Annotated in this window: 25 protein-coding genes; 8 read left to right on the forward strand and 17 right to left on the reverse strand. The window is 69.9% G+C overall.

What is annotated here, in order from left to right; genetic code table 11:
- The first annotated feature begins 25 nt into the window (after positions 1–25).
- Entirely contained in the window at positions 26–1,042 is a 1,017-nt protein-coding gene (locus AB0O44_RS02795; protein WP_364133891.1) for an asparaginase, read from the forward strand.
- A gap of 4 nt (positions 1,043–1,046) precedes the next feature.
- A complete protein-coding gene (locus AB0O44_RS02800; protein ID WP_364133894.1) occupies positions 1,047–1,412 on the forward strand; it encodes a sterol carrier family protein in 366 nt (121 codons plus the stop codon).
- Between the two features lie 60 nt (positions 1,413–1,472).
- Here AB0O44_RS02800 and AB0O44_RS02805 read toward each other — a convergent pair whose 3' ends face one another.
- Positions 1,473–2,231 carry an SDR family oxidoreductase gene (locus AB0O44_RS02805; RefSeq protein ID WP_364133897.1) on the reverse strand — a complete coding sequence of 253 codons (759 nt, stop codon included), beginning with the start codon at positions 2,229–2,231 and terminating at the stop codon, positions 1,473–1,475.
- An 84-nt stretch (positions 2,232–2,315) separates the two neighbouring features.
- On the opposite strand from AB0O44_RS02805, the gene AB0O44_RS02810 reads away from it, so the two are divergent.
- Positions 2,316–3,221, forward strand: a complete 906-nt coding sequence (locus tag AB0O44_RS02810; protein WP_364133900.1) for a CHAD domain-containing protein — start codon at positions 2,316–2,318, stop codon at positions 3,219–3,221.
- A 13-nt stretch (positions 3,222–3,234) separates the two neighbouring features.
- Here AB0O44_RS02810 and AB0O44_RS02815 read toward each other — a convergent pair whose 3' ends face one another.
- From AB0O44_RS02815 to AB0O44_RS02830, 4 genes are all read right to left on the reverse strand, one after another.
- The gene (locus tag AB0O44_RS02815) at positions 3,235–4,410 is read right to left on the reverse strand and encodes a zinc-dependent alcohol dehydrogenase (protein ID WP_364133903.1); all 1,176 of its coding nucleotides are present in this window, start codon (positions 4,408–4,410) and stop codon (positions 3,235–3,237) included.
- Positions 4,411–4,514: 104 nt separating this feature from the next.
- Positions 4,515–5,207, reverse strand: coding sequence for an HAD family hydrolase (locus AB0O44_RS02820; RefSeq protein ID WP_364133906.1), 693 nt, complete (start codon positions 5,205–5,207; stop codon positions 4,515–4,517).
- A complete protein-coding gene (locus AB0O44_RS02825; protein WP_364133909.1) occupies positions 5,194–5,493 on the reverse strand; it encodes a hypothetical protein in 300 nt (99 codons plus the stop codon). The genes AB0O44_RS02820 and AB0O44_RS02825 overlap by 14 nt, the downstream gene beginning before the upstream one ends.
- Before the next feature lie 111 nt (positions 5,494–5,604).
- Complete coding sequence (locus tag AB0O44_RS02830; protein ID WP_364133912.1) at positions 5,605–7,398, reverse strand: glycoside hydrolase family 15 protein; 1,794 nt, start codon at positions 7,396–7,398, stop codon at positions 5,605–5,607.
- A 42-nt stretch (positions 7,399–7,440) separates the two neighbouring features.
- Between AB0O44_RS02830 and AB0O44_RS02835 the strand changes: the two genes are divergently transcribed.
- Together AB0O44_RS02835 and AB0O44_RS02840 are read left to right on the forward strand one after the other, a co-directional pair.
- Positions 7,441–8,211, forward strand: coding sequence for a DUF72 domain-containing protein (locus AB0O44_RS02835; RefSeq protein WP_364133915.1), 771 nt, complete (start codon positions 7,441–7,443; stop codon positions 8,209–8,211).
- A gap of 20 nt (positions 8,212–8,231) precedes the next feature.
- Positions 8,232–9,302: a phosphatase domain-containing protein gene (locus AB0O44_RS02840; protein ID WP_364133918.1), complete on the forward strand. Its 1,071-nt coding sequence runs from the start codon at positions 8,232–8,234 to the stop codon at positions 9,300–9,302.
- On the opposite strand, the gene AB0O44_RS02845 is transcribed toward AB0O44_RS02840, so the two are convergent.
- The 4 genes from AB0O44_RS02845 to AB0O44_RS02860 form a co-directional block, all read right to left on the reverse strand.
- Positions 9,299–10,825: a GH1 family beta-glucosidase gene (locus tag AB0O44_RS02845; RefSeq protein ID WP_364133921.1), complete on the reverse strand. Its 1,527-nt coding sequence runs from the start codon at positions 10,823–10,825 to the stop codon at positions 9,299–9,301. The genes AB0O44_RS02840 and AB0O44_RS02845 overlap by 4 nt on opposite strands.
- Positions 10,826–10,945: 120 nt before the next feature.
- Positions 10,946–11,335, reverse strand: a complete 390-nt coding sequence (locus AB0O44_RS02850; protein WP_364133924.1) for a hypothetical protein — start codon at positions 11,333–11,335, stop codon at positions 10,946–10,948.
- A 56-nt stretch (positions 11,336–11,391) separates the two neighbouring features.
- Positions 11,392–11,709, reverse strand: coding sequence for a J domain-containing protein (locus AB0O44_RS02855; RefSeq protein WP_364133927.1), 318 nt, complete (start codon positions 11,707–11,709; stop codon positions 11,392–11,394).
- A 112-nt stretch (positions 11,710–11,821) separates the two neighbouring features.
- Positions 11,822–12,247 (reverse strand): Hsp20 family protein, encoded by a 426-nt coding sequence (locus AB0O44_RS02860; RefSeq protein WP_290256484.1) that lies wholly within the window; start codon positions 12,245–12,247, stop codon positions 11,822–11,824.
- 170 nt (positions 12,248–12,417) lie between these two features.
- On the opposite strand from AB0O44_RS02860, the gene AB0O44_RS02865 reads away from it, so the two are divergent.
- Positions 12,418–12,723, forward strand: coding sequence for a MerR family transcriptional regulator (locus AB0O44_RS02865; protein WP_290256188.1), 306 nt, complete (start codon positions 12,418–12,420; stop codon positions 12,721–12,723).
- Positions 12,724–12,746: 23 nt separating this feature from the next.
- Here AB0O44_RS02865 and AB0O44_RS02870 read toward each other — a convergent pair whose 3' ends face one another.
- Entirely contained in the window at positions 12,747–13,529 is a 783-nt protein-coding gene (locus AB0O44_RS02870; protein WP_290256189.1) for a phosphatase PAP2 family protein, read from the reverse strand.
- Between the two features lie 236 nt (positions 13,530–13,765).
- Between AB0O44_RS02870 and AB0O44_RS02875 the strand changes: the two genes are divergently transcribed.
- Positions 13,766–13,975: a hypothetical protein gene (locus AB0O44_RS02875; RefSeq protein WP_290256190.1), complete on the forward strand. Its 210-nt coding sequence runs from the start codon at positions 13,766–13,768 to the stop codon at positions 13,973–13,975.
- A 175-nt stretch (positions 13,976–14,150) separates the two neighbouring features.
- Here the strand turns inward: AB0O44_RS02875 and manD are convergent, their stop codons facing one another.
- From manD to AB0O44_RS02910, 7 genes are all read right to left on the reverse strand, one after another.
- Entirely contained in the window at positions 14,151–15,380 is a 1,230-nt protein-coding gene (gene manD, locus AB0O44_RS02880; protein WP_290256191.1) for a D-mannonate dehydratase ManD, read from the reverse strand.
- Positions 15,381–15,455: 75 nt separating this feature from the next.
- A complete protein-coding gene (locus AB0O44_RS02885; protein ID WP_364133932.1) occupies positions 15,456–16,478 on the reverse strand; it encodes a sugar kinase in 1,023 nt (340 codons plus the stop codon).
- A complete protein-coding gene (locus AB0O44_RS02890; RefSeq protein ID WP_364133935.1) occupies positions 16,475–17,134 on the reverse strand; it encodes a bifunctional 4-hydroxy-2-oxoglutarate aldolase/2-dehydro-3-deoxy-phosphogluconate aldolase in 660 nt (219 codons plus the stop codon). Before AB0O44_RS02890 ends, AB0O44_RS02885 begins: the two co-directional genes overlap by 4 nt.
- A 5-nt stretch (positions 17,135–17,139) precedes the next feature.
- Positions 17,140–18,288 carry a galactonate dehydratase gene (gene dgoD / locus AB0O44_RS02895; protein WP_364133938.1) on the reverse strand — a complete coding sequence of 383 codons (1,149 nt, stop codon included), beginning with the start codon at positions 18,286–18,288 and terminating at the stop codon, positions 17,140–17,142.
- Positions 18,289–18,294: 6 nt separating this feature from the next.
- Positions 18,295–19,188, reverse strand: coding sequence for a carbohydrate ABC transporter permease (locus AB0O44_RS02900; protein ID WP_290256195.1), 894 nt, complete (start codon positions 19,186–19,188; stop codon positions 18,295–18,297).
- A complete protein-coding gene (locus AB0O44_RS02905) occupies positions 19,185–20,153 on the reverse strand; it encodes a sugar ABC transporter permease (RefSeq protein WP_364133941.1) in 969 nt (322 codons plus the stop codon). Before AB0O44_RS02905 ends, AB0O44_RS02900 begins: the two co-directional genes overlap by 4 nt.
- Positions 20,154–20,262: 109 nt before the next feature.
- On the reverse strand, positions 20,263–21,558 hold the full coding sequence (locus tag AB0O44_RS02910; protein WP_364133944.1) for a sugar ABC transporter substrate-binding protein: 1,296 nt from the start codon (positions 21,556–21,558) through the stop codon (positions 20,263–20,265).
- Positions 21,559–21,691: 133 nt separating this feature from the next.
- On the opposite strand from AB0O44_RS02910, the gene AB0O44_RS02915 reads away from it, so the two are divergent.
- Positions 21,692–22,495 (forward strand): FCD domain-containing protein, encoded by an 804-nt coding sequence (locus AB0O44_RS02915; protein WP_364133947.1) that lies wholly within the window; start codon positions 21,692–21,694, stop codon positions 22,493–22,495.
- Positions 22,496–22,499: the final 4 nt, after the last annotated feature.

Here is a 22,499-nt window from a genome sequence, read left to right on the forward strand (position 1 = left end):
CGGCCCGGGCACCTAGACTGGCAGCATGCCTTTGAACCCGCATGCCACCTTCTCCGTCGATTCCGCCGTCGAACTGGCGGTGGTGGAGCGCAGCGGCTTCATCGAATCACGGCACATCGGGTCCGCCGTCGTGCTCTCCGCCGACGGACAGGTGGTCACCGAACTGGGCGACATCGCCGCCCCGGTGTTCGCCCGCTCAACCCTGAAACCGCTGCAGGCGCTCGCCGCGATGCAGGCCGGCGTCCCCCTCCGCGGAGCCCAGGTAGCGATCGCCTGCGGCAGCCACGTCGGGTCCCTCGACCACATGGACGTGGTGGAGAGCATGCTCAAGGCCGCTGGCGTGACCGAGGACCAGCTGCAGTGCCCCGCCGACTGGCCGGCCGACGAGACCGCCCGGACCTGGCTGGTGCAGACCGAGCGCGGCAAGTCCCGGCTGGCCTTCAACTGCTCCGGCAAGCATGCCGCGTTTCTCTGGGCCTGCACGGAGAACGGCTGGGACACGCACAGCTACCTCGAGCCGAACCACCCGCTGCAGCAGCGGGTCCGCTCCGTGATTGAGGAATACTGCGGGGAACGGATCGCCCACCTGGGCATCGACGGCTGCGGCGCCCCCGTGGCCGCCGTCTCACTCACCGGCTTGGCCCGCGCCTACTCGCAGCTGGCCAAGGCCCCCGGTGACCACCACTCCAACGCCCGGGCCGCGACCATCGCCACCTCCATGCTGGACTACCCCTGGGCCGTCCAGGGCCGCGGCGAGGCCAACACCATCGTGATGAACGACCTCGGCATCATGGCCAAGATCGGCGCCGAAGGCGTCCTGGCCATGGCCACCCCGCAGGGCGTCGCCGTGGCCATCAAGGTCCTCGACGGAAATATCCGGGCTACCACCCTGGTGGGGCTGACCCTGCTGGCCGCCGCCGGTGCCGTGGACATTCCGGAGGTCTCCAGCGTGCTCGAAAAAGTCATCGACCCGGTGCTGGGAGGTGGCCGGCCGGTGGGCAAGATCCGCCTCGGCCACGCCGTCTCGGCGCTGCTGGATTAGGGCCATGGCAGTGGCACGGCGCCGGATCCCGGTGGACGAAGGACGCGCGGCCCTGGCGGCCTGGCGTGCAGCCACGGACGGGGCGGTACCCCGCGCCACCCTGGCCACCGCCGTCCGCTACACCCTGGAGGAAGTCACGGCCCGGGCGCCCGGGAACTCCGTGGAGGTCCGGGTGCCCCCGTTCGGCGTCACCCAGTGCGTGGAGGGCCCGCGGCACACCCGCGGAACTCCCCCGAACGTCATCGAGTGCGACGCCGCCACCTGGCTCGCCATGGTCACCGGCTCCCTGGCCTGGGCGGACGCGGTCGACGCCGGCAAGGTGGCCGCCTCGGGCCTCCGGGCGGACCTGTCCCGGCTGCTTCCGCTCTAGTCCCGCCCGGGCGAGCGGACGGGCTATGGCGGCGGTGCCGCTGGGCCGGTGCGGGGAACCTCAGCCGCGGCCGATGAAGGGCATGCCGGCGGCGGTGATCACAACCGAGCCCACGCTGGCGGCGGCCGGCATCCCGGCCATCATCAGCACCGCCCTGGCCGCATCCTCCACCGGGAAGGTCGGTTCCACCTTCCGGCTGCCGTCCGCCTGAAGGGCCCCGTCGCCCACGCCGATCGTGTCCATCAGCCCGGTGGCGGCGTTACCGATGTCGATCTGGCCGCAGGTGATGCCGAAGCCGCGGCCGTCAAGCTCGATGCTCTTGGTCAGCCCGGTGATGGCGTGCTTCGTCACGGTGTAGGCCACGGACCGGGGCCGGGGCGAGTGCGCGGAGATGGAGCCGTTGTTGATGATCCGGCCGCCCTGCGGCGTCTGCTCCTTCATCGCCCGGACTGCGGCACCGGCACAGAGCAGGGACCCGGTGATATTCACCGCCGCCGTCGCCTCCCAGTCCTCGGGGCTAAGCTCGTCCACGCCCGCCGACGGCCCGAAGGTGCCGGCGTTGTTGAACAGCACGTCCACCCGGCCCCAGCGCTCCAGCGTCGCCGCGAAGAGGCGTTCGACGTCGTCGGGCCGGCTGATGTCGCACGGTACGGGGAGCGCCAGGGCGTGCCCGGCACCGGTCTCCAGCAGCTTCTCTTCCCGCCTGCCGGCCAGGACCACGCGGTAGCCCTCGGCCAGCATGAGCCGGGCCACCGCCCGTCCGATGCCGGATCCCGCTCCAGTGACGACAGCGACCGGGCCGGCGTGGTGGTGTGTCATGGGCTCTCCTGGGGCGTGGCGGCGGGTGCGGTTCAGCCCAGCCTATGCCGGGCGGGGCCGGTCGCTGAAGACGTACAGTGAAGCGTGGCATCCACCGCGGGAGACGTCGTACTGGCCTACCTGGCCCGGCAGGTGGCCGAGGTGCGCCGCCTGGCGCCCGGCGCCGCGGCAGGCCGGGCCGAGGACATCCACCAAATGCGGGTCGCAGTCCGGCGGCTCCGCTCGGTCCTGGGGTCCTGCCGGCCCCTGTTCGACGGCGGCGCGGTAGACCCGCTGCGCGACGGGCTGCGCTGGCTCTCAAGGGTGCTGGGCGCCGCCCGGGACCCCGGCGTGGTGCGGGACCGGCTCCTGGAAGCGGCGGCCCGGGAGCCGGAGGCCCTGCGCTGGGCAGTCGACCCCGCGGCGGCCCTGATTGGCACGCGACTGGACGCGGACACCGCGGCCGGGCTCGCCGCGGCCGCGGACGCCCTCACGGGTACCCGCTATGAGCGGTTGCTGGTGGCCATCGATACCTTCCTCGCCGTCCCGCCGCTGGCCCCTGCCGCCGCTGCCCCGGCGCGCCGGGTGCACCGCGCCGTGCGCCGGGACTCAACGCGGCTGGTCCGGACCGCCGCAGCCCTGGCTGAAGCCAATGGGGGCGCGGAGCACGACGTCGCGTTGCACACGGTGCGGAAGGCCGCCAAGCGGCTGCGGTACTCATCCGAGCTGGTACACGAGGCCGTGCCGGACGGCCCGGCCAGGCGGCTGAAGCACGCACGCCGGACGGCCAAGGGCGCACGGACAATACAGCAGGTTCTGGGCCTGCACCAGGACAGCGTCATGGTGCAGGCGGTTCTCGTGGAGTTGGCCCGGGAATCAGACCCGGGTGCCGGCGCCGGGTCCGCCGTCGGCTTCGGCCTCGGCCGGCTGCACGCCGCGGAGGACGTACGTGCAGCGGCGGCCGAGAAGAAGTTCCACAAGTCCTGGCGGAGGCTGCGGCGCAAGCTGTAAACCCGTCGGCTGCCTAGGGCTTCAGGACCACCTTGATGCAGCCGTCCTGCTTCTTCTGGAACATCTCGTACATGGCCGGGGCCTCGCTCAGGCTGGCCTCGTGGGTGACAAGGTCCATGACGCCCAGCGGGTCGGCGTCGTCCTCCACCAGCGGCAGCAGGTCCTCGGTCCACCGGCGGACGTTGCACTGGCCCATCCGCAGCTGGATCTGCTTGTCGAACATGGACATCAGCGGCATCGGCGAGGCCTCGCCGCCGTAGACGCCGCTCAGGGAGACGGTGCCGCCGCGGCGGACCGCGTCGAGGGCGGTATGCAGGGCCGAGAGCCGGTCCACCCCGGCGCTCTCGAACGTCTTCTGCGCCAGCTTGTCCGGGAGCAGCCCGGCCGCGTGCTGCATGAAGGAGGCCACCGGCGAATCGTGCGCCTCCATGCCGACGGCGTCCACCACGGAGTCGGCGCCGCGGCCCTGGGTCATGGAGCGCAACTCTTCGGCCACGTCCTTGGAGAAGTCGAGGGTTTCCACGCCGTGCCGCTCGGCCATGGCACGCCGCTCGGCCACCGGATCCACGGCGATGACCCGCAGCCCCAGGTGCCGGCCGATCCGCGAGGCGAATTGCCCCACGGGTCCCAGCCCCATCACGGCCAGGGTTCCGCCCTTGGGCACATCGGCGTACTTCACGCCCTGCCACGCGGTGGGCAGGATGTCCGAGAGGAAGAGGTAGCGCTGGTCCGGCAGTTCCGAGCCCACCTTGATCGGACCGTAGTCTGCGTGCGGGACCCGCAGGTATTCGGCCTGGCCGCCGGGCACCGAGCCGTACAGCTCGGAGAAGCCGAACAGCGACGCGCCGGAGCCCTTCTCCTTGACCTGGGTGGTCTCGCACTGGGACTGCAGCCCCATGTTGCACATAAAGCAATTGCCGCAGGAGATGTTGAAGGGAATGACCACGCGGTCGCCAATCGCCAGGTTGGTGACGGCGCTGCCTACCTCGACGACGACGCCCATCGGCTCATGGCCGATCACGTCACCCTTGTGCATGTAAGGGCCGAGGACCTCGTATAGGTGCAGATCGGAGCCGCAGATGGCGGTCGAGGTGATTTTCACAATTGCGTCCGTCGGTTCCTGAATGACCGGATCCGGGACCTCTTCCACGCTCACGGATCGTTTGCCCTGCCATGTGAGTGCCTGCATGCGCATTCCTCTCTCTCGGGTCGAATCTTTCGGTGAAAACTATGGGCGGGACCGGCGCGGGGCACGGTTCACTCCACCGGCGGCCAGCGCCGGGTGCCAGTGCGTCAGCGGCTCCGCGCGGCGAGCTTCCCGATGGCGCTGCCGGCGAGGTTGGCGAGCAGGGCGCGCGGGTTTTCGTAGACCTCGGCCGCGCCGGCGTCGCGCAATTCGGCCTCGCTGGTGCCACCGCAGGTCACGGCGACCGTGGGAATGCCGAGTTTGGCGGCGGCCTTGATGTCCCAGACCGAATCGCCGACATAGACCGCGTCGGCCGCGGCAACGCCCACGGCCTCCAGCGCGGCGACCAGGATGTCCGGCTGCGGTTTGCTCTCCTCCGCGTCGGCCGAGCTGGTGGCCGCGTGCAGGTAGGCGTCGGCGTCGATCGCTGCGCGCAGCATCTCCAGGTCCCGCCCGTGGGCGGAGGAGGCGAGGGCGACGGCGAGGCCGACGTCGTGGCACTGGACCAGGAGTTCGCGGGCGCCGTCGGTGCGGCGAAGTGCGGGCCAGTAGGTGGCGAAGACGGCGGCCTGCGAGGCGGCGAGGGCGTCGTCGCCGTCCCGGTCGCGGTCCGGCAGCAGGTGGTCCAGCAGTTTGTCCCCGCCCATGCCGACCGAGCGGTGAATGCTCGCCATCGGCACGTCGAGGCCGGCCTGGCGGAAGGACTGCCACCACGCCAGGGTGTGAAGGTAGGAGGAGTCGACCAGCGTGCCGTCGACGTCGAAGAGGACGGCCGCGCGCGGGTGGTCAGTGATGGGCACGGGTTCGCTTCGTCGCAGCCAGCGTGCCGCCGGTGAGGGAGGATCCACGCCCCGCACCCGCCGTCCGCCGCTTGGCCATCGATGCCATGATCGCGGACTGCCCGTCGCCGCTGCGGTCCCGGACCAGTCCGGTCCCCGCGATCTCGCGGGCCTGGGCGATCCCGGCCACCGCCGCCCGCTTGGTCGGGAAGGTCACGGAGACCGCCATCAGGTCCCCTGCGGCGTCAATCATCCGGATCCGGTACCCGCCGTCGGGTGCGTCTACGAGCTCAAAGTATCCTGCCATCGCCAACTCCTTCAGTGCTGTTCCCCTCGTGGGGGACGTTAGTAAGTATACTTATCTAAGCTCTGGAGGAAAGTCCCCGGCGTTCTGCGGGGGCGGTTGCCGGCGCCGCGCTTAACGCGGCCGGAGCGGTGAGCCGCCGTGGTCCGCTTTCTCCGGCTCCAGCTGCAACGCGGTGCGGACTAGGGCGAAATGGCTGAAGGCCTGCGGGGTATTGCCCAGCTGCCGGGCCTCCTCGACGCCCCATTCTTCGCTGAGCAGGCCGACGTCGTTGCGCAGCGCCAGGAGCCGCTTGAACAGCTCCTCGCCCTCGCGGCGCCGGCCGGCACCGAGCAGGGCCTCCACCAGCCAGAACGAGCAGGCCAGGAAGACGCCTTCTCCGCCGGCGACGCCGTCGTCGCTCTGCTCCACCCGGTAGCGCAGCACGAAACCGTCGTGCGTCAGTTCCCGCTGGATCGCCTCAATGGTGCCGATCACCCGCGGATCGTCCGGCGGCAGGAAGCCCACCCGCGGGATGAGCAGCAGGCTGGCGTCCAGTTCCTGCCGGCCATAGGACTGGACGAAGGTGTTGCGTTCGGCATCGAACCCGTTGGCCATGACGTCCGCGTGGATCCGGTCCCGGAGGTCCTCCCAGCGGTCGGCGGGGCCGGGCAGGTGGAAGTCGCGCACGCCCTTGACCATCCGGTCCGCCGCCACCCAGGCCATCACTTTAGAGTGGGTGAAGTGCCGGCGAGGTCCGCGCATCTCCCAGAGCCCGTTGTCCGGCTGGTCCCAGGCCGTCTCGAGGTGCTCCATCAGGGCCACTTGGACATCCCAGGACTCGTCGGGATGCTGCAGCAGGGCCGAGCGGGTCAGCGCCAGCCCGTCCAGCACCTCGCCCCAGACGTCCAGCTGCAGCTGCCCGGCGGCGGCGTTGCCGACCCGGACCGGCGTCGATTTCTCGTAACCGGCCAGCCAGTCGAGGGTCAGTTCCGGCAGCCGGCGTTCGCCGTGCAGGCCGTACATGATCTGCAGGTCCGCCGGGTCTCCGGCGACGGCCCGCAGCAGCCAGTCCCGCCACGCGCCGGCCTCCTCGGAGTACCCGGACGCCAGCAGCGCCTGCAGCGTGAGGGTCGCGTCCCGCAGCCAGCAGTACCGGTAGTCCCAGTTGCGTTCGCCGCCGAGTTCCTCCGGCAGGGACGTGGTCACGGCGGCAACGATCCCGCCGGTCGGGGCGAAAGTGAGGGCCTTGAGCGTGATCAGCGAGCGCAGCACGGGCTCCCGGTACGGGCCGGTGATCCGGCACCGGTCCGCCCACTGCAGCCAGAAGGATTCGGTGGCCTCCAGCACCGCCTCCGGGTCCACCTTCCGCGGCCGGCCCAGGTGGCTCGGGGACCAGGTGAGGACGAACGGAATCCGCTGGCCGGCCTTGACGGTGAAATCGGAGACGGTCTGCAGGTGCTCGCCGCGCAGCGGGGCGTCGGTGACGAGGTAGGCGGCGTCGGGCCCGGCGATCGCGTGGATGCCGTGCTCGTCGTGGCGGACCCACGGGATGATGTTGCCGTAGTCGAAGCGGAGCGCCAGCTGGCCGCGCATCCGGACACTGCCGCGGATGCCCACCACGATCCGGACGATGTCCGCGGCGCCGTCGCGCGGGGACATGAAGTCGATGACCTTGGCCTTGCCCTCCGGGGTTTCCCACTCGGTCTCGAGGATGAGGGTGTTCTTGCGGTACTTGCGGCGGGTGCATTCGCCGCCGCCGGCCGGGGCGAGCAGCCAGCGGCCGGCCTCCGGGGTGTCCAGCAGGGCGCTGAAGCAGGCCGGCGAGTCGAACTGCGGCAGGCAGAGCCAGTCGATCGAACCCTCGGTGCTGATCAGGGCGGCGGTGTGCAAGTCGCCGACCATTGCATAATCCTCGATGCGTGCCATGGCTCTTAGCGTGCCATACGGGCCTGGGCTAGGATCCCTCCCATGCCGGAGGATCAGCCAGGGCAGGCGCGGCCGCCGCGCGGGACGGCCCACATCGGGACCAGCGGCTGGAGCTACGACCACTGGGCGGGCGTGTTCTACCCGCCCGGGCTGCCCGCGGCCAAGCGGCTGGCCTACTACGCCGCCCGGCTCGACACGGTTGAGCTGAACGCGAGCTTCTACCACTGGCCGCGGGAGAGCTCGTTCGCCGGCTGGCGGGAGCGGCTCCCGGAAGGGTTCGTCCTGTCCGTCAAGGCACCGCGGGGCCTGACCCACGGCAGGAAACTCTACGGGCCGGAGGCGTGGACGGAGCGGATCGTCCGCGGATGGCACGAGCTGGGCGAGCGGCGGGGTGTGCTGCTGGTCCAGTTGCCCCCGGACCTGGAACGCGACGACGCGCGGCTGGAGTACTTCCTCGCGGCGCTGCCCGGGTGGATCCGGGTGAGCGTCGAGTTCAGGCACCCCAGCTGGGACCATCCGGAGGTGTACGCCCTGCTGGAGCGCCATGCCGCGGCGTACTGCGTGATGAGCGGCGCCGGCCTGCCCTGCATCCTGCGCGCCACCGCGCCGTTCGTCTACGTCCGGCTGCACGGCCCGGACCGGGACCGGCTGTACGCCGGCTCCTACCCGGACGACGACCTCCGCTGGTGGGCGGCGCGGATTGGCGAATGGCTGGACGCCGGGCGGGACGTCTACGCCTACTTCAATAACGACTGCGGCGGGCACGCGGTGCGCAACGCCCTGACGTTGCGGGATCTGCTGGGGCCGCCCTGACGCTGTGGGAGAGTGGTGTCATGGAAATGGCGCCCCAACAACCCGCCCCCAGGTCCGCCCCGTCAGCAAGCCAGGCGCTGCGGCTCGCGCACCTGGTCTCGGATTCGGTAAACCACCTGCGCCTGAAAGCTGCGCGCCGCTGGAAGTTCTCGCCGCAGACGATCGCCTACCAGGGGTACGGCTCCACCGAATGGGTCCGGGTCCTGGCCCGCGTCCTGCTGACCAGCAAACCGGCGCCCGGCAGCCGGGCCGAGCAGGTGGCACTCAACGGGAACCAAAACATCCGCGGCTGGCGCGCGTTCACCTCGGTGCCGATCCAGTTCGTCGAGGTGGAGATCGAGATCGGCGGCGTCACGACGACGGTCCACGCCGACCGCGGCGGGATCGTGGACACCGTGATCCCCGTGCGGCTCGAACCGGGCTGGCACACCGCCACGATCCACGCCGAGGGCACCGAGCCCGCCGAGGCCCGGATTTATGTCATTTCCCCGGACACCACGCTGGGCATCGTCTCCGACATCGACGACACGATCATGGTCACCGCCCTCCCCCGCCCGTTCCTGGCGCTGTGGAACACCTTCGTTTTGAACGAACGCGCCCGGATGGCCACCCCGGGCATGGCCGTGCTGATGGACCGGCTGATGGTGGAGTACCCGGAGGCGCCGGTGATCTACCTGTCCACCGGGCCGTGGAACGCGGCGCCCACCCTGGCCCGGTTCATGACCCGCAATCTCTACCCGCAGGGGACGCTGCTGCTCACCGACTGGGGCCTGACCCACGACCGCTGGTTCCGCAGCGGCCAGGACCACAAGCGCCGGAACCTCGAACTGCTGGCCACCGAGTTCCCGAACATGCGCTGGCTGCTTTTCGGCGACAACGGCCAGCACGACGAGGAGATCTACTCGGACTTCGTGCGGGAGCACGCCAGCCAGGTCGCGGCGATCGGGATCCGGCAGCTCTCCGCCGGTGAGGCGGTGCTGGCCGGCGGCCACTCGGGCAGCGGCGATCACAGCGCGTCCGGGGTGCCGTGGATCTACTCTCCCGACGGCGCCGGAATGGTCAAGCGCCTGCAGGAACTCAACCTGCTTTAGCCGGCCGCCGGCGCTGTTTCCGCCGGGCCGGCCTCGGCCGGTGCGGATTCCTTCGGGCTGGTTTCGGCCGGCGTGCTTGCCGACGCCAGCCGGGCCGCCATGACCTCGCGGAGCCAGTGGAACGAGGCCTTGGGCGTGCGCTCCATCGTGTCCCGGTTCACGTGCAGCAGGCCGAACTGCTGGTGGTAGCCCGCGGACCATTCGAAGTTGTCCAGCAGGGACCACACGTAGTAGCCGCGCAGGTCGATCGATTCCGCCGAACCGCCCGGGGAGGTCGCCTCGATGGCCGCCTCGATGTGCTCGGCGAGGTAGCGCACGCGGCGCTCGTCCGGGACGATCAGCCGGCCTTCGGCGTCGTGGATTTCCAGGTCCTGGAAGCTGGCGCCGCCCTCCGTGATGTAGACCGGCGGCAGGTTGGGGTAGCGCTCGGCCATCTCGGCCAGCGCCACGGCCATGTAGTCGGGCTTGATCGGCCAGCCGTAGGCGGTGAGCTCCGTGTCCGGGAAGCTCTCGACGTGGAACGGCGTCGCTCCCCCGCCGCCGTTCAGGTCGTTGCCCATAGCCTCAGCCATGCCCTCCGGCACGGTGCCCTCGCCGGGGCCGGCCGCGACCCGGGTGGGCATGTAGTAGTTCAGCCCATAGAAGTCCAGGGGCTGCGAGATGAGCTCCATGTCCTCCTTGGAGGGGCTGAAGGAGGAGAAGAAGGTGGCGGCACGGATGGCGTCCGGGTACTTGCCCAGCAGGACGGGATCGGCGTAGAGCCGGTTCTGCCCCATGTCCATGATGCCTGCGCTGACCTTGTCCAGGGGGTTGACGGACGCCGGGACCATCGGCGAATAGACGTTTGTCATGCCGATCCCGCCCGGGACCTTGGCGGCCCGGAGGGCCTGCAGCGCCAGGCCGTGGCCGAGGAGCTGGTGGTGGACGCTGGGCAGCGCCTTGAGCATGTGCGATTCGCCGGGGGCGTGGACGCCCAGCATGTACCCGTTGGCGCTGACGGTGGCGGGTTCGTTGATGGTGACCCACCGGGCCACCCGGTCACCGTAGGCCGCGGCCGCGATCTCGGCGAACTCGCCCAGGCGGTACGCGGTGTCCCGGTTCATCCAGCCGCCGGCCTCATCCAGCTCCAGCGGGGTGTCCCAGTGGTAGAGGGTGGCCATCGGGGCGATTCCGTTGGCCAGCAGCAGGTCGATCAGCCGGTCATAGAAGTCCAGGCCCTTGGGGTTGACCGGGCCGCTGCCGCCGGGCTGGATGCGCGGCCAGGAGAGCGAGAACCGGTAGGAGTCGATGCCCAGGTCCTTCATCAGCGCGACGTCTTCGGGCATCCGGTGGTAGTGGTCGCAGGCCATGACCGGGCTGTGGTCGTCCACGATCGCGCCCGGCACCGCGGCGAAGACATCCCAGCCGGATTTGCCCCGGCCGTCCTCGTCCAGCGCGCCTTCGATCTGGAACGCGGCCGTGGCCACGCCCATGGTGAACCCTGCGGGCAGGATGGCGGCCAGATCGCGGGCGGAAGCTTTCATCGGTGGTTCCCCTATGCAGTTGCGCTGGTGATTGATTGATCTTAGGCCCGGACCGGGGCGCTTCCTAAACCCCAGGCCCGAGCCGCCGCACCGCGCCCGGCCGCCCGCGGGAGGACCGGGTCAGTAGTTCACGCCGTCGGGACCGAACAGGAACTCCTTCGCGTGCGCCACGGCCTTCTTGAACGCGTCATTGCGCAGGGTGAGCAACTGCTCGGCGTCGTCCGCCGCCGGCTCCAGGTAGGCGGTGAAGCCGGGGCGCAGGACCCAGATGTCGCCCGCCGGGGGCAGGTAGAAGACCCCGAACGAGCGGTGCTGGCTGTCCTCGGCGGCCCAGATCGGCACCACGGCCAGCGCCGCGCCGGTGTCGACGTTGATCCACTGGGCGCGCGGCAGGGGAAGTTCGTGCGCCTCCGGGTCAAGGAACGGTGCCGTGCCCTCGCCCCAGCGTTCCTCGAAGCGTTCGTGGAAGGCGGGGATCAGGTGTGAATCGTATTGCCGCCATGCGCTCATGGCTGCCCTCCTCTCATCCAGCTGTGGTGGGGGTGCGGGGCCCCGGCGGCCGCGGGTCACCCCGGTCCGCGTTCCCAGCGCACCGGGGTGACCCGGACCAGCGGCTGCGTCGCATGCCGCCGCACCGGGATATCCCGGCCGGCGCGCTCGAAGCCATCGGTCCGCCCATAGGCCGGGTCGTAGTTGGCCCGGGATTTCGGGTGGCGGAGCACGGCGAAGGCCTCAAGGACCCGGCGCACGTCCTCCCCTCCCGGCGCCCCGACGTCGGGGTGCAGGTGGCGCAACAGCGCCCGGTACCGGCGCCGGATGTCAGCGCCGGTGGCATCCGGCCCGACGCCGAGGGCGGCATACAGGCCCCGCGGGTCACGGTTCACGGCCCCGCCCCTCCTTTCGGACGGCTCCTTTCGACTGCTACTTGGGAACGGCGGGGACCCGGCGCCCGAGGGCACCGGATCCTAAGCCAAACCGGCAGCAATGCCGCCGGTGCTACTTGGCGATCTCGTGCATGCTGTCCTGGCTGTGCGTGATCTCAATCTTGCGCGCCTTGGCCTTCTCCAGGACCGGGATGCGCAGGGTCAGCACGCCGTCGGTGTAGCTGGCCTTGATGTTTTCCGTGTCCAGCGAATCGCCCAGGATCAGTTGCCGGCTGAAAACGCCGCGCGGCCGCTCCGAGGCGATCATCTCGACGTTCGGCTGGGTCGGGTCACGGCGTTCGGCCCGGACGGTCAGGACGTTCCGTTCGATGTCGAGGTCCACCGAGTCGACATTGACGCCGGGGAGATCGAAGGCGGCGACGAATTCGCCGTCCTCCTGCCAGGCGTCCATCGGCATCGCGGCAGGCCGCGCCGTGGTTCCGAAGACCTGCTGGGTCAGCCGGTCCAGTTCACGGAACGGGTCCGTACGCATCAACATCATTTCCCACTCCTTCATCCGAGAGTCCTTCAGGTTTTCGGGCTATCCGCCGCCCCTCCCATCTATGGATTATCTATGGTGGCGGATATAGTTTTTTTATAGCACCGGCGTGAGAGTGGTGCAAGAGGATTTTCCGGCGCCGCGGCGGCGTCGACCCGAAGGAGGGCAGCATGGCGCAACGGGGGGACGACGTGGGGGTCTACGCGATTTCGGTGGTGGCCGACCTCGTGGGCACGGGGCAGCAGAACATCCGGCTGTACGAGCGCAAGGGCCTGTTGACGCCCGACCGCACGGCGGGCGGCACCCGGCAATACAGCGAGACGGATCTTGCCGTGCTGCGGCGGATTGGCGAGCTGCTGGCGGAGGGCCTGAACCTGGCCGGCGTCGCCAAGGTGCTGGAGCTGGAGGCCGCCAACGCCGGGCTTCGCCGGGAGCTTGAGCGGCGCAAGGAGGCGCAGCGGCGCGCGGCCCGCTAGAGGAGCGGCGCGCCGTCGGGGGCCTACTCCGCGGCGGCTTCCTTCTTGGAGAGCTCGCCGGTGACCGGCTCGCCCGGGATGCGGACGGTCCGCCACGTATCGAGCAGTATGACCGCGCCCAGGATCACGAAGGAGATGGACAGCGAGGCCAGTGCGTCGGTGGTCCAGTGATACCCCAGGTACAGCCGGCTGAGCGCGGCGAAGACAATGCCGATCCCGGCGACGGTGAAACCGACGACGGCGGCCCGCGGGTTCCGGCGCCGCGAGAAGACCAGGAAGCTGGTGATCAGCAGGAAGTCGCAGGCGCCCAGGACGTGGCCGGAGGGGAAGGAGAAGGTGGCGTCGGCGCCGAAGAGCATCAGGTCCACCGGGGGGCGGTGGCGTTCGACGGCGTGGCCGATCAGCTGGGCCAGGATGACGCCTGTCAGCATGGCGCCGGCCAGCACCATGGGGCGCCAGGCGTGCTTTGCCAGCAGGCCCCAGGCGACGGTCACCACCAGGATGATGATGGGCAGGCCGATCGGGCCGAAAACGATCGCAAGGATGATCATGATGGTGGTGGCGGGCTCGCCGCGCAGGGCCACCAGGCCGGAGCGGATCGGCTCGTCCACCACGCTGATGCCGGTGTGGGTCAAGACGCTGATCAGGATGAAGGTGAACAGCGCGGCGCCGACGACCATGAGGATGGCGCCGGTGCGGTAGAGCCTGCGGCGGTCCCCGGGCTCCATGTACCGCTCTTCGACGACGAACTTGTCGTGGAAGACCCGCCACCAGCCCGGGCGTTCTCCTGATTGGTCTTGCGCCATTGCCCGCGTCCGCCTTTTCACTCCGTGGCCATTAATGTTCAGGGAAGATTATCCCGGTTTGCTGGGAGCCGGGCTCTTGACGGCGCCGGACCCCGGGAAAATGCTCCGGCGCGCCGCCCGCGTGGTGATTTGACTCACATTTAACCCAGAGGCTAATCTCACTTCAGCCGTGGTCCGCACGGTGACACAGCGGGGTGAAATGGTGCGCAGGGGACGCTCCGGGAGAGGCAGTTCCGATGACCACAGCCAACGAGTGCATTGAGATCCAGGTGGACAGCCGGCGGCTGCTGGACGAGCGGCTCAACGACGCGGTCCAGGGCCTGCAGCGGGTGGCCATGCTCACCGGCACCCACGGCATCCTGTTGACCCGCCACAAGCCCGGCCACTACACCGCGGCGCTCTCGGACCAGGTCCCCTTCGGCATGACCCGGGAACTGATCCACTAGGCCCGCCCGACGGCGCAGACCGGAATACCGGCGCGCCGCACCATCCACAGACCAGGCCCCGGCCGGCTGAGCCTCGACTCGCCGCCCGGGGCCTTCTGTGCGGTGCCTGCTCCTTCGTGCCCGCCCCTGTGTGCCCCAGGGATGCCAGGCACCACCTGGTGCCCGGCACTGCCGGTCACCAGTCGTGGACGGTCCCGTCGACCAGGCGGTTGTAGGGCAGGTAGGCCTGCTGGTAGGGGTACGCGGCGGCGGCTTCCTCGTTGAACTCCACTCCCAGTCCGGGCTCCTCCCCCGGGTGCAGGTAGCCGTCGGTGAAGGTCATCGACTGTTCGAAGACCTCGTTGGTGGCCGCCGAGTGCTGCATGTACTCCTGGATGCCGTAATTGTGGATGGCCAGGCCCACGTGCAGCTGTGCGGCGAAGCCCACCGGGGAGATGTCCGTGGGGCCGTGGAAGCCGGACTTGACCTGGTACTGGGCGGCGAAGTCCATCACCTTCTTCAGCGGGCTGATGCCGCCGAAGTGGGTGGAGGCGGCCCGCACGTAGTCGATTAGCTGTTCCTTGATCAGGGCCTGGAAGTCGTAAACGGTGTTGAAGACCTCGCCGATCGCCAGCGGGGTGGTGGTGTGCTGCCGCACCAGCCGCAGCGCCTCCTGGTTCTCCGCCGGGGTGCAGTCCTCCAGCCAGAAGAGGTCGTAGGGTTCCAGGGCCTTGCCCAGCTTGGCGGCCTGGATGGGCGTCATGCGGTGGTGGCCGTCGTGCAGCAGCGGCAGTTCCGGGCCAAACTCGTTCCGGACCGCTTCGAAGACGGTCGGGAGGTGCCGCAGGTAGGCGCGGGTGTCCCAGTCCTCCTCCTGCGGGAACGCGCCGCGCCCGGCCGGTTCGTAGTCGTACCGCTCACCGGAGGCCTGGGCCTGCGCGGCCACCCCATAGACGGCCTTGATCCCGGGGACCGCGGTCTGGATCCGGATGGACTTGTAGCCCAGCTCCAGGTGTTCGCGGACCGAGTCGAACAGGGAGGGCAGGTCCGAGCCCGAGGCGTGGCCGTAGGCGCGGAGCCCGTTGCGGGAGGCGCCACCGAGCAGCTGGTAGACGGGCATCCCGGCGAGCTTGCCCTTGATGTCCCAGAGCGCCATGTCGACGGCGGCGATCGCGGCCATGGTGACCGGGCCGCGGCGCCAGTAGGAGCTGCGGTAGAGGAACTGCCAGGTGTCCTCGATCCGGTGCGGGTCCTTGCCGATCAGGAGCTGGGCGACGTGTTCCTTCAAGTACGCGGCGACGGCCAGTTCGCGGCCGTTGAGGGTGGCGTCCCCGATGCCGGTCACCCCGTCCTCCGTGGTGATCCGGAGGGTCACGAAGTTCCGGGACGGGCTGGTGACGAAGACGTCGGCGGCAATGATTTTCATGGGTGGAGCGGTCCTTTCGCGGCGGACAGTGACGGCGGACAGTGACGGCGGACGGTGACAAAGGATGAGGGCGCCTCAGCGCTGCGTGCCGCCGTCCGGGACGGCGCCCAGCAGGGCCAGTTCGGCGGCGGTGGGCAGTCCCTCGCAGTCGCCGGCGGAGCTGACGGCGAAGGCGCCGGCCAGGGTGCCGCGGCGCAGGCGTTCGGCGGTGCCGAGGCCCTCGAGCAGGGCGGAGAGGTAGCCGGCGGTGAAGGCGTCGCCGGCGCCGACGGTGTCGATGCTGGTGACGGGGACGGCGGGGGCCTCCAGGCGCCCTGCGGCGGTGTAGACGCCGGCGCCGGCGGCGCCGCCTTTGACCACGACGTCGAGGACGCCTCGGCCCAGCAGTTCCGCGGCCATGGCCGCCTCCCGCTCCGCGCCGGCGCTTTGGGCAGCGGCACCGGCAACCGGATCGGCGGCGGCGGCCCCGGTCCCCCGGCGGCCGCGTGCGCCGCCGTCGGCCACCAGGTCCAGTTCGTCGTCGGAGGCGATCAGCACCGTGGCATGCCGGGCGAGCGGCGTCAGCACGGCGCGTGCCTCGTCGCGGGACCAGAGCTTGGCGCGGTAGTTCACGTCCAGGGAGACGGTGAGCCCCTCGGCGGCGCCGCGGGCGGCGGCGTAATCCACGGCCCGGCGCGCGTCCGGGCTGAGGGCCGGGGTGATGCCGGTCAGGTGCAGCGCCCGGGGCGCGGCGGCGAAGGCCCGGTCCACGTCGTCCCGGTTGAGCGTGGAGCCGGCGGACCCGGCCCGGTAGTAGAACGCCCGGCTGATGTCCGCGGTGCGGCGTTCGAGGAACATCACCCCGGTGCCGCGGGTGTCCTCCACCCGGTGGCGGACGTCGATGCCCTCTCCGCGCAGGCCGCGCAGGATGAATTCACCGTGCGGGTCGGCCCCGACGACGCCGGCCCAGGCCACGCGGTGGCCCAGCCGGGCGACGCCGACCGCCACGTTGGATTCGGCCCCGGCCACGTGCATGCCCAGGCTCCCGCCGGCCGAGAGCGGACCGGCGGAGCGGAGCGAGACCATGGCCTCACCGAGGGTGAGCAGGTCGACGCTCACGGCTGACCCGCGGCGTAGCCTGAGGCTAGTTCCACGAAGGCCCGGGCGCGTTCCCGGACGGGTTCGAGGTCCCCGCCGGAGGCGGCGTCGCCGAACAGCGGCCCGCCCAGGCCCACGCCCACGGCGCCGGCGTCCCAGTAGCTTTCGGCCTCGTTCAGTCCCACGCCGCCCACCGCGATGAAGGGAATGCCGGGGAACGGGTCGCGGACGGCCTTCAGGTAGCCGGGGCCGCCGACGGAGGCGGGGAAGAGTTTCACGGCCGTGGCGCCGCGGTTCATCGCTTCGTAGGACTCGCTGGGGGTGAACGCCCCGGCCAGGACGGGCAGCTCCAGCCGGACCGCTTCCTCGATGGAGGAAGCCAGCGAGGGGGTCACGATGAACTGTCCCCCGGCCTCGGCAACGTCGGCGACGTCGTGTGCGGTCAGGACGGTGCCGGCGCCGACGTAGCAGCCCCCGGGCGCCGCGGCCCGGACCGCCGCGATGGCGCCCAGGGCGTCGGGGGTGGTGAGGGCGATCTCGACGAAGCGGAAGCCCTCCCCGAGGGCGGCGAGGGCCGCGCGGGCGGCCGCTCCGCCGTCGTTGCCGCGCACGATGGCGACCAGGCGGGTGGTGCTGATGCCGCCCAGCAGCGCCGCTGAAGTGAGGGTGGTGTTCACGCTTCCTACCATTCTGCGAAGGCGCCGTCGTTGTGGCGCCAGACCGGGCCGCGCCAGGCGTGGCCGCGCTTGTCCGCGGCACGGACCACGGCCTCGTCGATCTCGATGCCGAGGCCCGGGCCGGTGAGCCGCTCGATGTGGCCGTCGACGAATTTCAGCGGCGTCTTGTCCACCACGTAGTCCAGGACCTCGGCGCCCTGGTTGTAGTGGATGCCGATGCTCTGCTCCTGGATCAGGAAGTTCGGCGTCGCGAACCCCACTTGCAGGCAGGCGGCCAGGGCCAGCGGCCCCAGGGGGCAGTGCGGGGCCAGCTGGACCTCGTAGATTTCGGCCAGCGAGGCGATCTTGCGCACCTCGGTGATGCCGCCGGCGTGGGAGAGGTCCGGCTGGGCCACGGCGATCCCGGCCTGCAGGGCGGGCAGGAATTCCTGCCGGCTGTAGAGCCGCTCGCCGGTGGAGACCGGGGTGGTGGTGGAGGCGGTGAACTCCCGGAGCAGGTGGGTGTTCTCCGGGACCACGGGTTCCTCGAGGAAGAACGGCCGGTACGGTTCCAGCAGCGGCGCCACCCGGCGGGCGTTCGCCAGGCTGAAGCGGCCGTGGAAGTCAACGGCAACGTCGCGGTGCTCGCCCAGGACCTCGCGCGCGGCGGCGACCCGGCGGACGACGCCGTCGAGCTCGGCCACGGAGGCGAGCGGGCTCATCCGTCCGCTCGCGTTCATCTTCACCGCGGTGAGGCCCACCTCCAGCTGCGCGCTGATCTGGTCCGCCACCTCGTTGGGTTCGTCGCCGCCCACCCAGCCGTACATCCGGATCCGGTCCCGGACGTGACCGCCCAGGAGCTGGTGCACGGGGGTGTTGAAGTGCTTGCCGGCGATGTCCCAGAGTGCCTGGTCCAGGCCGGAGACGGCGCTGGCCAGGATGGGTCCGCCGCGGTAGAAGGAGCCCTTGGTCATCACCTGCCAGTGGTCCTCGATCCGCAGCGCGTCCTGGCCGATCAGGACCTCGGAGAGCTGGTCCACGGCGGTGCGGACGGTTTCGCTGCGGCCCTCGCAGGTGGCCTCGCCCCAGCCGACGATGCCGCTCTCGGTCTCGATCCGGACGAAGAGCCAGCGCGGCGCGACGAGGAAGGTTTCGATTCTGCAGATGCGTGTCATTCGTGCCTAGCCCTTGGTGGCCCCGGCCGTGAGGCCGGAAACGATGTATTTCTGCGTGAAGAGCGCAATGATCATGATCGGGATGGTGACCACCGTGGCCGCGGCCATCAGTCCGCCCCAGTCGATGCTGGCGTAGGAGACGAAGTCGAAGATCGCCACCGGCAGGGTCTTGGTCTTGGAGCCGGAGAGCACCAGGGCGAACATGAAGTTGTTCCACGAGAAGATGAAGGACAGGATGCCGGCCGTGGCGATGCCGGAGACGGAGAGCGGCAGGGTGATCCGGCGGAACGCCCCGATCGGGGTGAGGCCGTCCACCTGGGCGGATTCCTCCAGCTCCAGCGGCAGCGAGTCGAAGTAGCTCATCATGATGTAGACGATCAGCGGCAGCGCGACGAACATGTGGCTGAGGATCAGCACCTCGAAGCCGCCCACCATCTTCAGGTTGGAGAAGACGTAGTACCAGGGCACCAGCAGCGAGACGCCGGGGATGACGCGGGCCATCAGGACCACCAGGGCAGAGCGGTGCATGGTGAACCGGCTCATGGCGTAGGCGGCGGGGACGCCGAGCACCAGGGACAGCGCCGTGGAGACGAAGGCCACCCAGAAGCTGTTGAAGATGAAGATGAAGTAGTTGTTCCGCTGCAGCACGTTGGCGTAGTTCTCGCCGGTGGGCGTGAAGACGAAGGACTTGGCCGTGTCGTAGATGTCCACGTTGGTCTTGAAGGAGGCCAGCAGCATCCAGATCAGCGGGGCGATGAGGAAGAGCACGACGGCGATCAGGGCGACGACGCGGAAGACCTTATAGGCGCGGGTGGCCAGCGGCTTGCGGCGGCGGGCGGGACGGGGCGCCGCGGACGGGGCGGGGACGGTGCCGGCCGGGGTCTGGGTGGGGACGGTCATTTGCTTACCGCTTTCTTGCGCATGGTCAGCAGCCACATGGTGCCGATGATGATCATGAAGAACAGGATCAGCACCGCGGAGGAGAGCCCGTACTGGTTGTAGTCGAAGCTCAGGCCGTAGGCGTAGACGTTGAGGGTTTCCACCTCGTGGAAGGATCCGCCGCCCTTGCCCTTGGTGGCGTAGAGGATGTCGAAGGTCTTCAGCGCGTCGATGCCGCGCAGCAGGATGGCGACGATCACGGTCGGCATCATCAGCGGCAGGGTAATGAAGAAGAACCGTTGGAAGGAGTTGGCGCCGTCCATCCGGGCGGCCTCGTCGGGTTCGTCCGAGAGCGAAGTCAGGCCGGCGAGAAGGATCAGCACCACCATGGGCGTCCACTGCCAGATGTCCATGAAGATGGTGGTGCCCAGGGCGGTGTCCTGGCCGGAGAGCCACGGCTGCGGCGGGATGCCGATCATGCCTAGGAGCTGGTTGACGAAGCCGATGTTGGGATCGAAGATCAGGCGCCACATCATGCCGACCGCCACGGGGGTGGCCACCAGCGGGAGCAGGATCGCGACGCGGACCCACTTCTCGCCGCGGAACGGCCGCCAGAGCAGCAGGGCGATGCCCATGCCCAGAACTACTTCGCAGATCAGGGCCACGCCGGTGAAGGAGAGCGTGCGGCCGACGGCGGGCCAGAACCGTTCGACGTCGGAGAGCACCGTGACGTAGTTGTCCAGGCCGATGAACTCCGACGCCGCGCGGACCGAGCCCTGCGAGTCGGTCAGGCTCAGGTACAGGGTCCAGGCCAGCGGGAAGATGATCAGGACGCCGACGAAGATCATCGCCGGGGCGGCGAAGAGCCACTTGCGGTGCCGGTTGGCCCAGGCGGAGAAACTGCGCTGCGGGCCGGCTGAGCGGGCCGGGCCACGGCCGGCGGTCCCCGGCGGCGTGTCGCTGCGGGTGGTGTTCAGAACAGACATGGTTCACCTAAGGAGTCAGGGGGTGAAGGTGGGGCCGGCGTTCCGGCCCGGAGTGGAGCGGTCCCCCGCGGGACGGCCGGAAACCGGCCGTCCCGCAGAGGAGGGAGCGCTACTTCTTTTCGCTGTCCAGGAACTTCTGGAACGCGTCCGACGCCGAGGAGGCCTCGGTGGAGGCATCAGCGCCGGTGATCGTGGCGACGATCGGGGCACCGACGATTTCGCGGGCCTTGCCGACGGTGACAACCTCGGGACGGTCGTGGCCGACGCCGTTCTTGGCGCTGACGGCGATCGCGTCCGCGAGGTCCTTCGGGTAGGTGGAGGTGCCGGCCGGGTCGGCCCAGACCGAGGCGCGCGGGCCGGGGACGCCGGCCTTCTGTGCGGCCAGGGTGCGGTCCTTGCTGGTGGCCCACTGGATGAACTTCCAGGCGTTGTCCTGGTTGCTGGAGGCCTTGTTGATGGCCAGGCCCCACGAGGGGATGTTGTACGGCTTGGAACCGGCCGGGCCGGCGGGGAGGGCGGCGAAGCCCACCTTGTCGGCGACCTTGGACTTGGCCGGGTCGGTGGCGTTCTTGTAGAGCGAGTCGGCCTCGGTGTAGAAGGCAGCCTTGCCCTGGGTGAAGATGGCCATCGCCTCGGGCCAGCTCATGTCGGTGCTGACGTTCTTGGGGCCGGAGTTCTTGATCAGGCCGCCGTAAAAGGAGTAGGCCTTCTTGGCCGCGTCGCTGCCGATGGCGGACTTGCCGTTGGCATCGATGAAGTCGCCGCCGAAGCTGTAGAGGAAGCTGGAGAACTGGGTGACGGCGGCGGACTTGCCGGTGCGGGCCACGAAGCCGGCGGTGTCAGGGTTGGCGGTCGAGATCTTCTGCGCGGCGGCCTGCAGCTCGTCCATGGTCTTGGGAACCTCGATACCGGCGGCCTGCAGCAGGTCCTTGCGGTAGTAGAGGACCTCGCGCTCGGTGATGATCGGGACGCCGACCACCTTGCCGTCGACGGTGGAAGCCTTGACCGGGCCCTCCTGGTAGTCCTTCCAGTCCCAGCCGGCGTCGCCGGTGACCTTGGAGGTCAGGTCCGCGAGGTAGCCGTTCTTGGCGAACGCCTTGCCCTCCTGGAGCGGGCGGTACATCATGACGTCGATCTCGTCGCTGCCGGCGTTGAGCTTGACGTTGTACTGGTCGGAGAGCTGGTCCTCACCGAGCTGGGTGAGTTCGACCTTGAGGCCGGTGGCCTTCTCGAACTCGGGGATCGCGGCCTTGATGCCGTCGGTCCACACGTGGTTGGCCAGGGTGACCCGGACGGTGCCGGCTGCCTTGGCATCGCTGCTGCCGCTGCCACCGCCGCAGGCTGTCAGTCCGAGCGAGAGGGCCGCGGCCACCGCCGCGTATTTCACCATAGAACGCCGCTTCATTACGACTCCCTTGTCTTCAGGGCCGGACCCGGTCCAGCCGTGCGCGGATGCATCTTTACATCTGCTCTGGAGCGATCCTAGTGAAATAAAGCAGACTTAAACAACCCCTTGCGCCCACCCGTATGCTTTATTCATGCAAACCCCAAAGGCGGAGTCTTCAGCTGACCTGCACTCCGTGCTGGTCCAGACGCTGGGCCTCGCCATTGCCGAGGGGACCCTGGCGCCGCACTCAATCCTGCGGCTGGATGAACTCGAGACCAGGCACGGGGTGTCCCGGTCCGTGGTGCGCGAGGCCACCCGGGTGCTCTCGGCCATGGGCATGCTGGAATCCCGCCGCCGGCTCGGCACCGTCGTCCGGCCGGAGGAATGCTGGAACCTCTACGACCCGCAGGTGATCCGGTGGCGCCTGGCCTCGTCGCGCCGGGTGGACCAGCTCCGGGCCCTGAACGAACTGCGCGGCGCCATCGAACCGCAGGCGGCGCGGCTCGCCGCGGAGCGGGCCACCTGGGAGGCCGGCAGCGACCTGGTGGCGCAGGCCGCCCGCCTCTGGGCGGCCGGCCAGCGCGGCAATCAGGACGAGTTCCTCCGCCTGGACATTGAGTTCCACGCCGCCGTGCTCCGGGCCTCGGGCAACCCGATGTTCTCCCAGCTCCACAACCTGGTGGCCGAGGTCCTCACCGGCCGCACCGAGCACGGCCTGATGCCGCACCTGCCCCAGCACGAGGCGCTGCAGCTGCACGTCGACGTCGCCAGCGCCATCCAGCGCGGCGAAATGGACGCCGCCCACGCCGCCATGCGGCGCATTGTGGAGCAGTCCACCGAGGAAATCGGCGACATCTGGTCCAGCAGCCACCAGCAAAACGCCGGCAAGGACGACGCCGCGGCCGCCCCCGGGCCGGGGGCCGCCCCGCAACCGGGGACGGCCGCCGCCCCGTAAGCCG

The sequence above is a fragment of the Arthrobacter sp. NPDC080082 genome (genome assembly GCF_040686595.1).
Classification (GTDB): Bacteria; Actinomycetota; Actinomycetes; order Actinomycetales; family Micrococcaceae; genus Arthrobacter.

Bases quoted from the DNA above. Each gene is read 5' to 3' on its own strand.
- AB0O44_RS02795 (WP_364133891.1), top strand. From the start codon at position 26: ATGCCTTTGAACCCGCATGCCACCTTCTCCGTCGATTCCGCCGTCGAA.
- AB0O44_RS02800 (WP_364133894.1), top strand. From the start codon at position 1,047: ATGGCAGTGGCACGGCGCCGGATCCCGGTGGACGAAGGACGCGCGGCC.
- AB0O44_RS02805 (WP_364133897.1), bottom strand. From the start codon at position 2,231: ATGACACACCACCACGCCGGCCCGGTCGCTGTCGTCACTGGAGCGGGA.
- AB0O44_RS02815 (WP_364133903.1), bottom strand. From the start codon at position 4,410: ATGCAGGCACTCACATGGCAGGGCAAACGATCCGTGAGCGTGGAAGAG.
- AB0O44_RS02825 (WP_364133909.1), bottom strand. From the start codon at position 5,493: ATGGCAGGATACTTTGAGCTCGTAGACGCACCCGACGGCGGGTACCGG.
- AB0O44_RS02830 (WP_364133912.1), bottom strand. From the start codon at position 7,398: ATGGCACGCATCGAGGATTATGCAATGGTCGGCGACTTGCACACCGCC.
- AB0O44_RS02835 (WP_364133915.1), top strand. From the start codon at position 7,441: ATGCCGGAGGATCAGCCAGGGCAGGCGCGGCCGCCGCGCGGGACGGCC.
- AB0O44_RS02840 (WP_364133918.1), top strand. From the start codon at position 8,232: ATGGAAATGGCGCCCCAACAACCCGCCCCCAGGTCCGCCCCGTCAGCA.
- AB0O44_RS02845 (WP_364133921.1), bottom strand. From the start codon at position 10,825: ATGAAAGCTTCCGCCCGCGATCTGGCCGCCATCCTGCCCGCAGGGTTC.
- AB0O44_RS02850 (WP_364133924.1), bottom strand. From the start codon at position 11,335: ATGAGCGCATGGCGGCAATACGATTCACACCTGATCCCCGCCTTCCAC.
- AB0O44_RS02860 (WP_290256484.1), bottom strand. From the start codon at position 12,247: ATGTTGATGCGTACGGACCCGTTCCGTGAACTGGACCGGCTGACCCAG.
- AB0O44_RS02865 (WP_290256188.1), top strand. From the start codon at position 12,418: ATGGCGCAACGGGGGGACGACGTGGGGGTCTACGCGATTTCGGTGGTG.
- AB0O44_RS02870 (WP_290256189.1), bottom strand. From the start codon at position 13,529: ATGGCGCAAGACCAATCAGGAGAACGCCCGGGCTGGTGGCGGGTCTTC.
- AB0O44_RS02875 (WP_290256190.1), top strand. From the start codon at position 13,766: ATGACCACAGCCAACGAGTGCATTGAGATCCAGGTGGACAGCCGGCGG.
- manD (WP_290256191.1), bottom strand. From the start codon at position 15,380: ATGAAAATCATTGCCGCCGACGTCTTCGTCACCAGCCCGTCCCGGAAC.
- dgoD (WP_364133938.1), bottom strand. From the start codon at position 18,288: ATGACACGCATCTGCAGAATCGAAACCTTCCTCGTCGCGCCGCGCTGG.
- AB0O44_RS02900 (WP_290256195.1), bottom strand. From the start codon at position 19,188: ATGACCGTCCCCACCCAGACCCCGGCCGGCACCGTCCCCGCCCCGTCC.
- AB0O44_RS02905 (WP_364133941.1), bottom strand. From the start codon at position 20,153: ATGTCTGTTCTGAACACCACCCGCAGCGACACGCCGCCGGGGACCGCC.
- AB0O44_RS02910 (WP_364133944.1), bottom strand. From the start codon at position 21,558: ATGAAGCGGCGTTCTATGGTGAAATACGCGGCGGTGGCCGCGGCCCTC.
- AB0O44_RS02915 (WP_364133947.1), top strand. From the start codon at position 21,692: ATGCAAACCCCAAAGGCGGAGTCTTCAGCTGACCTGCACTCCGTGCTG.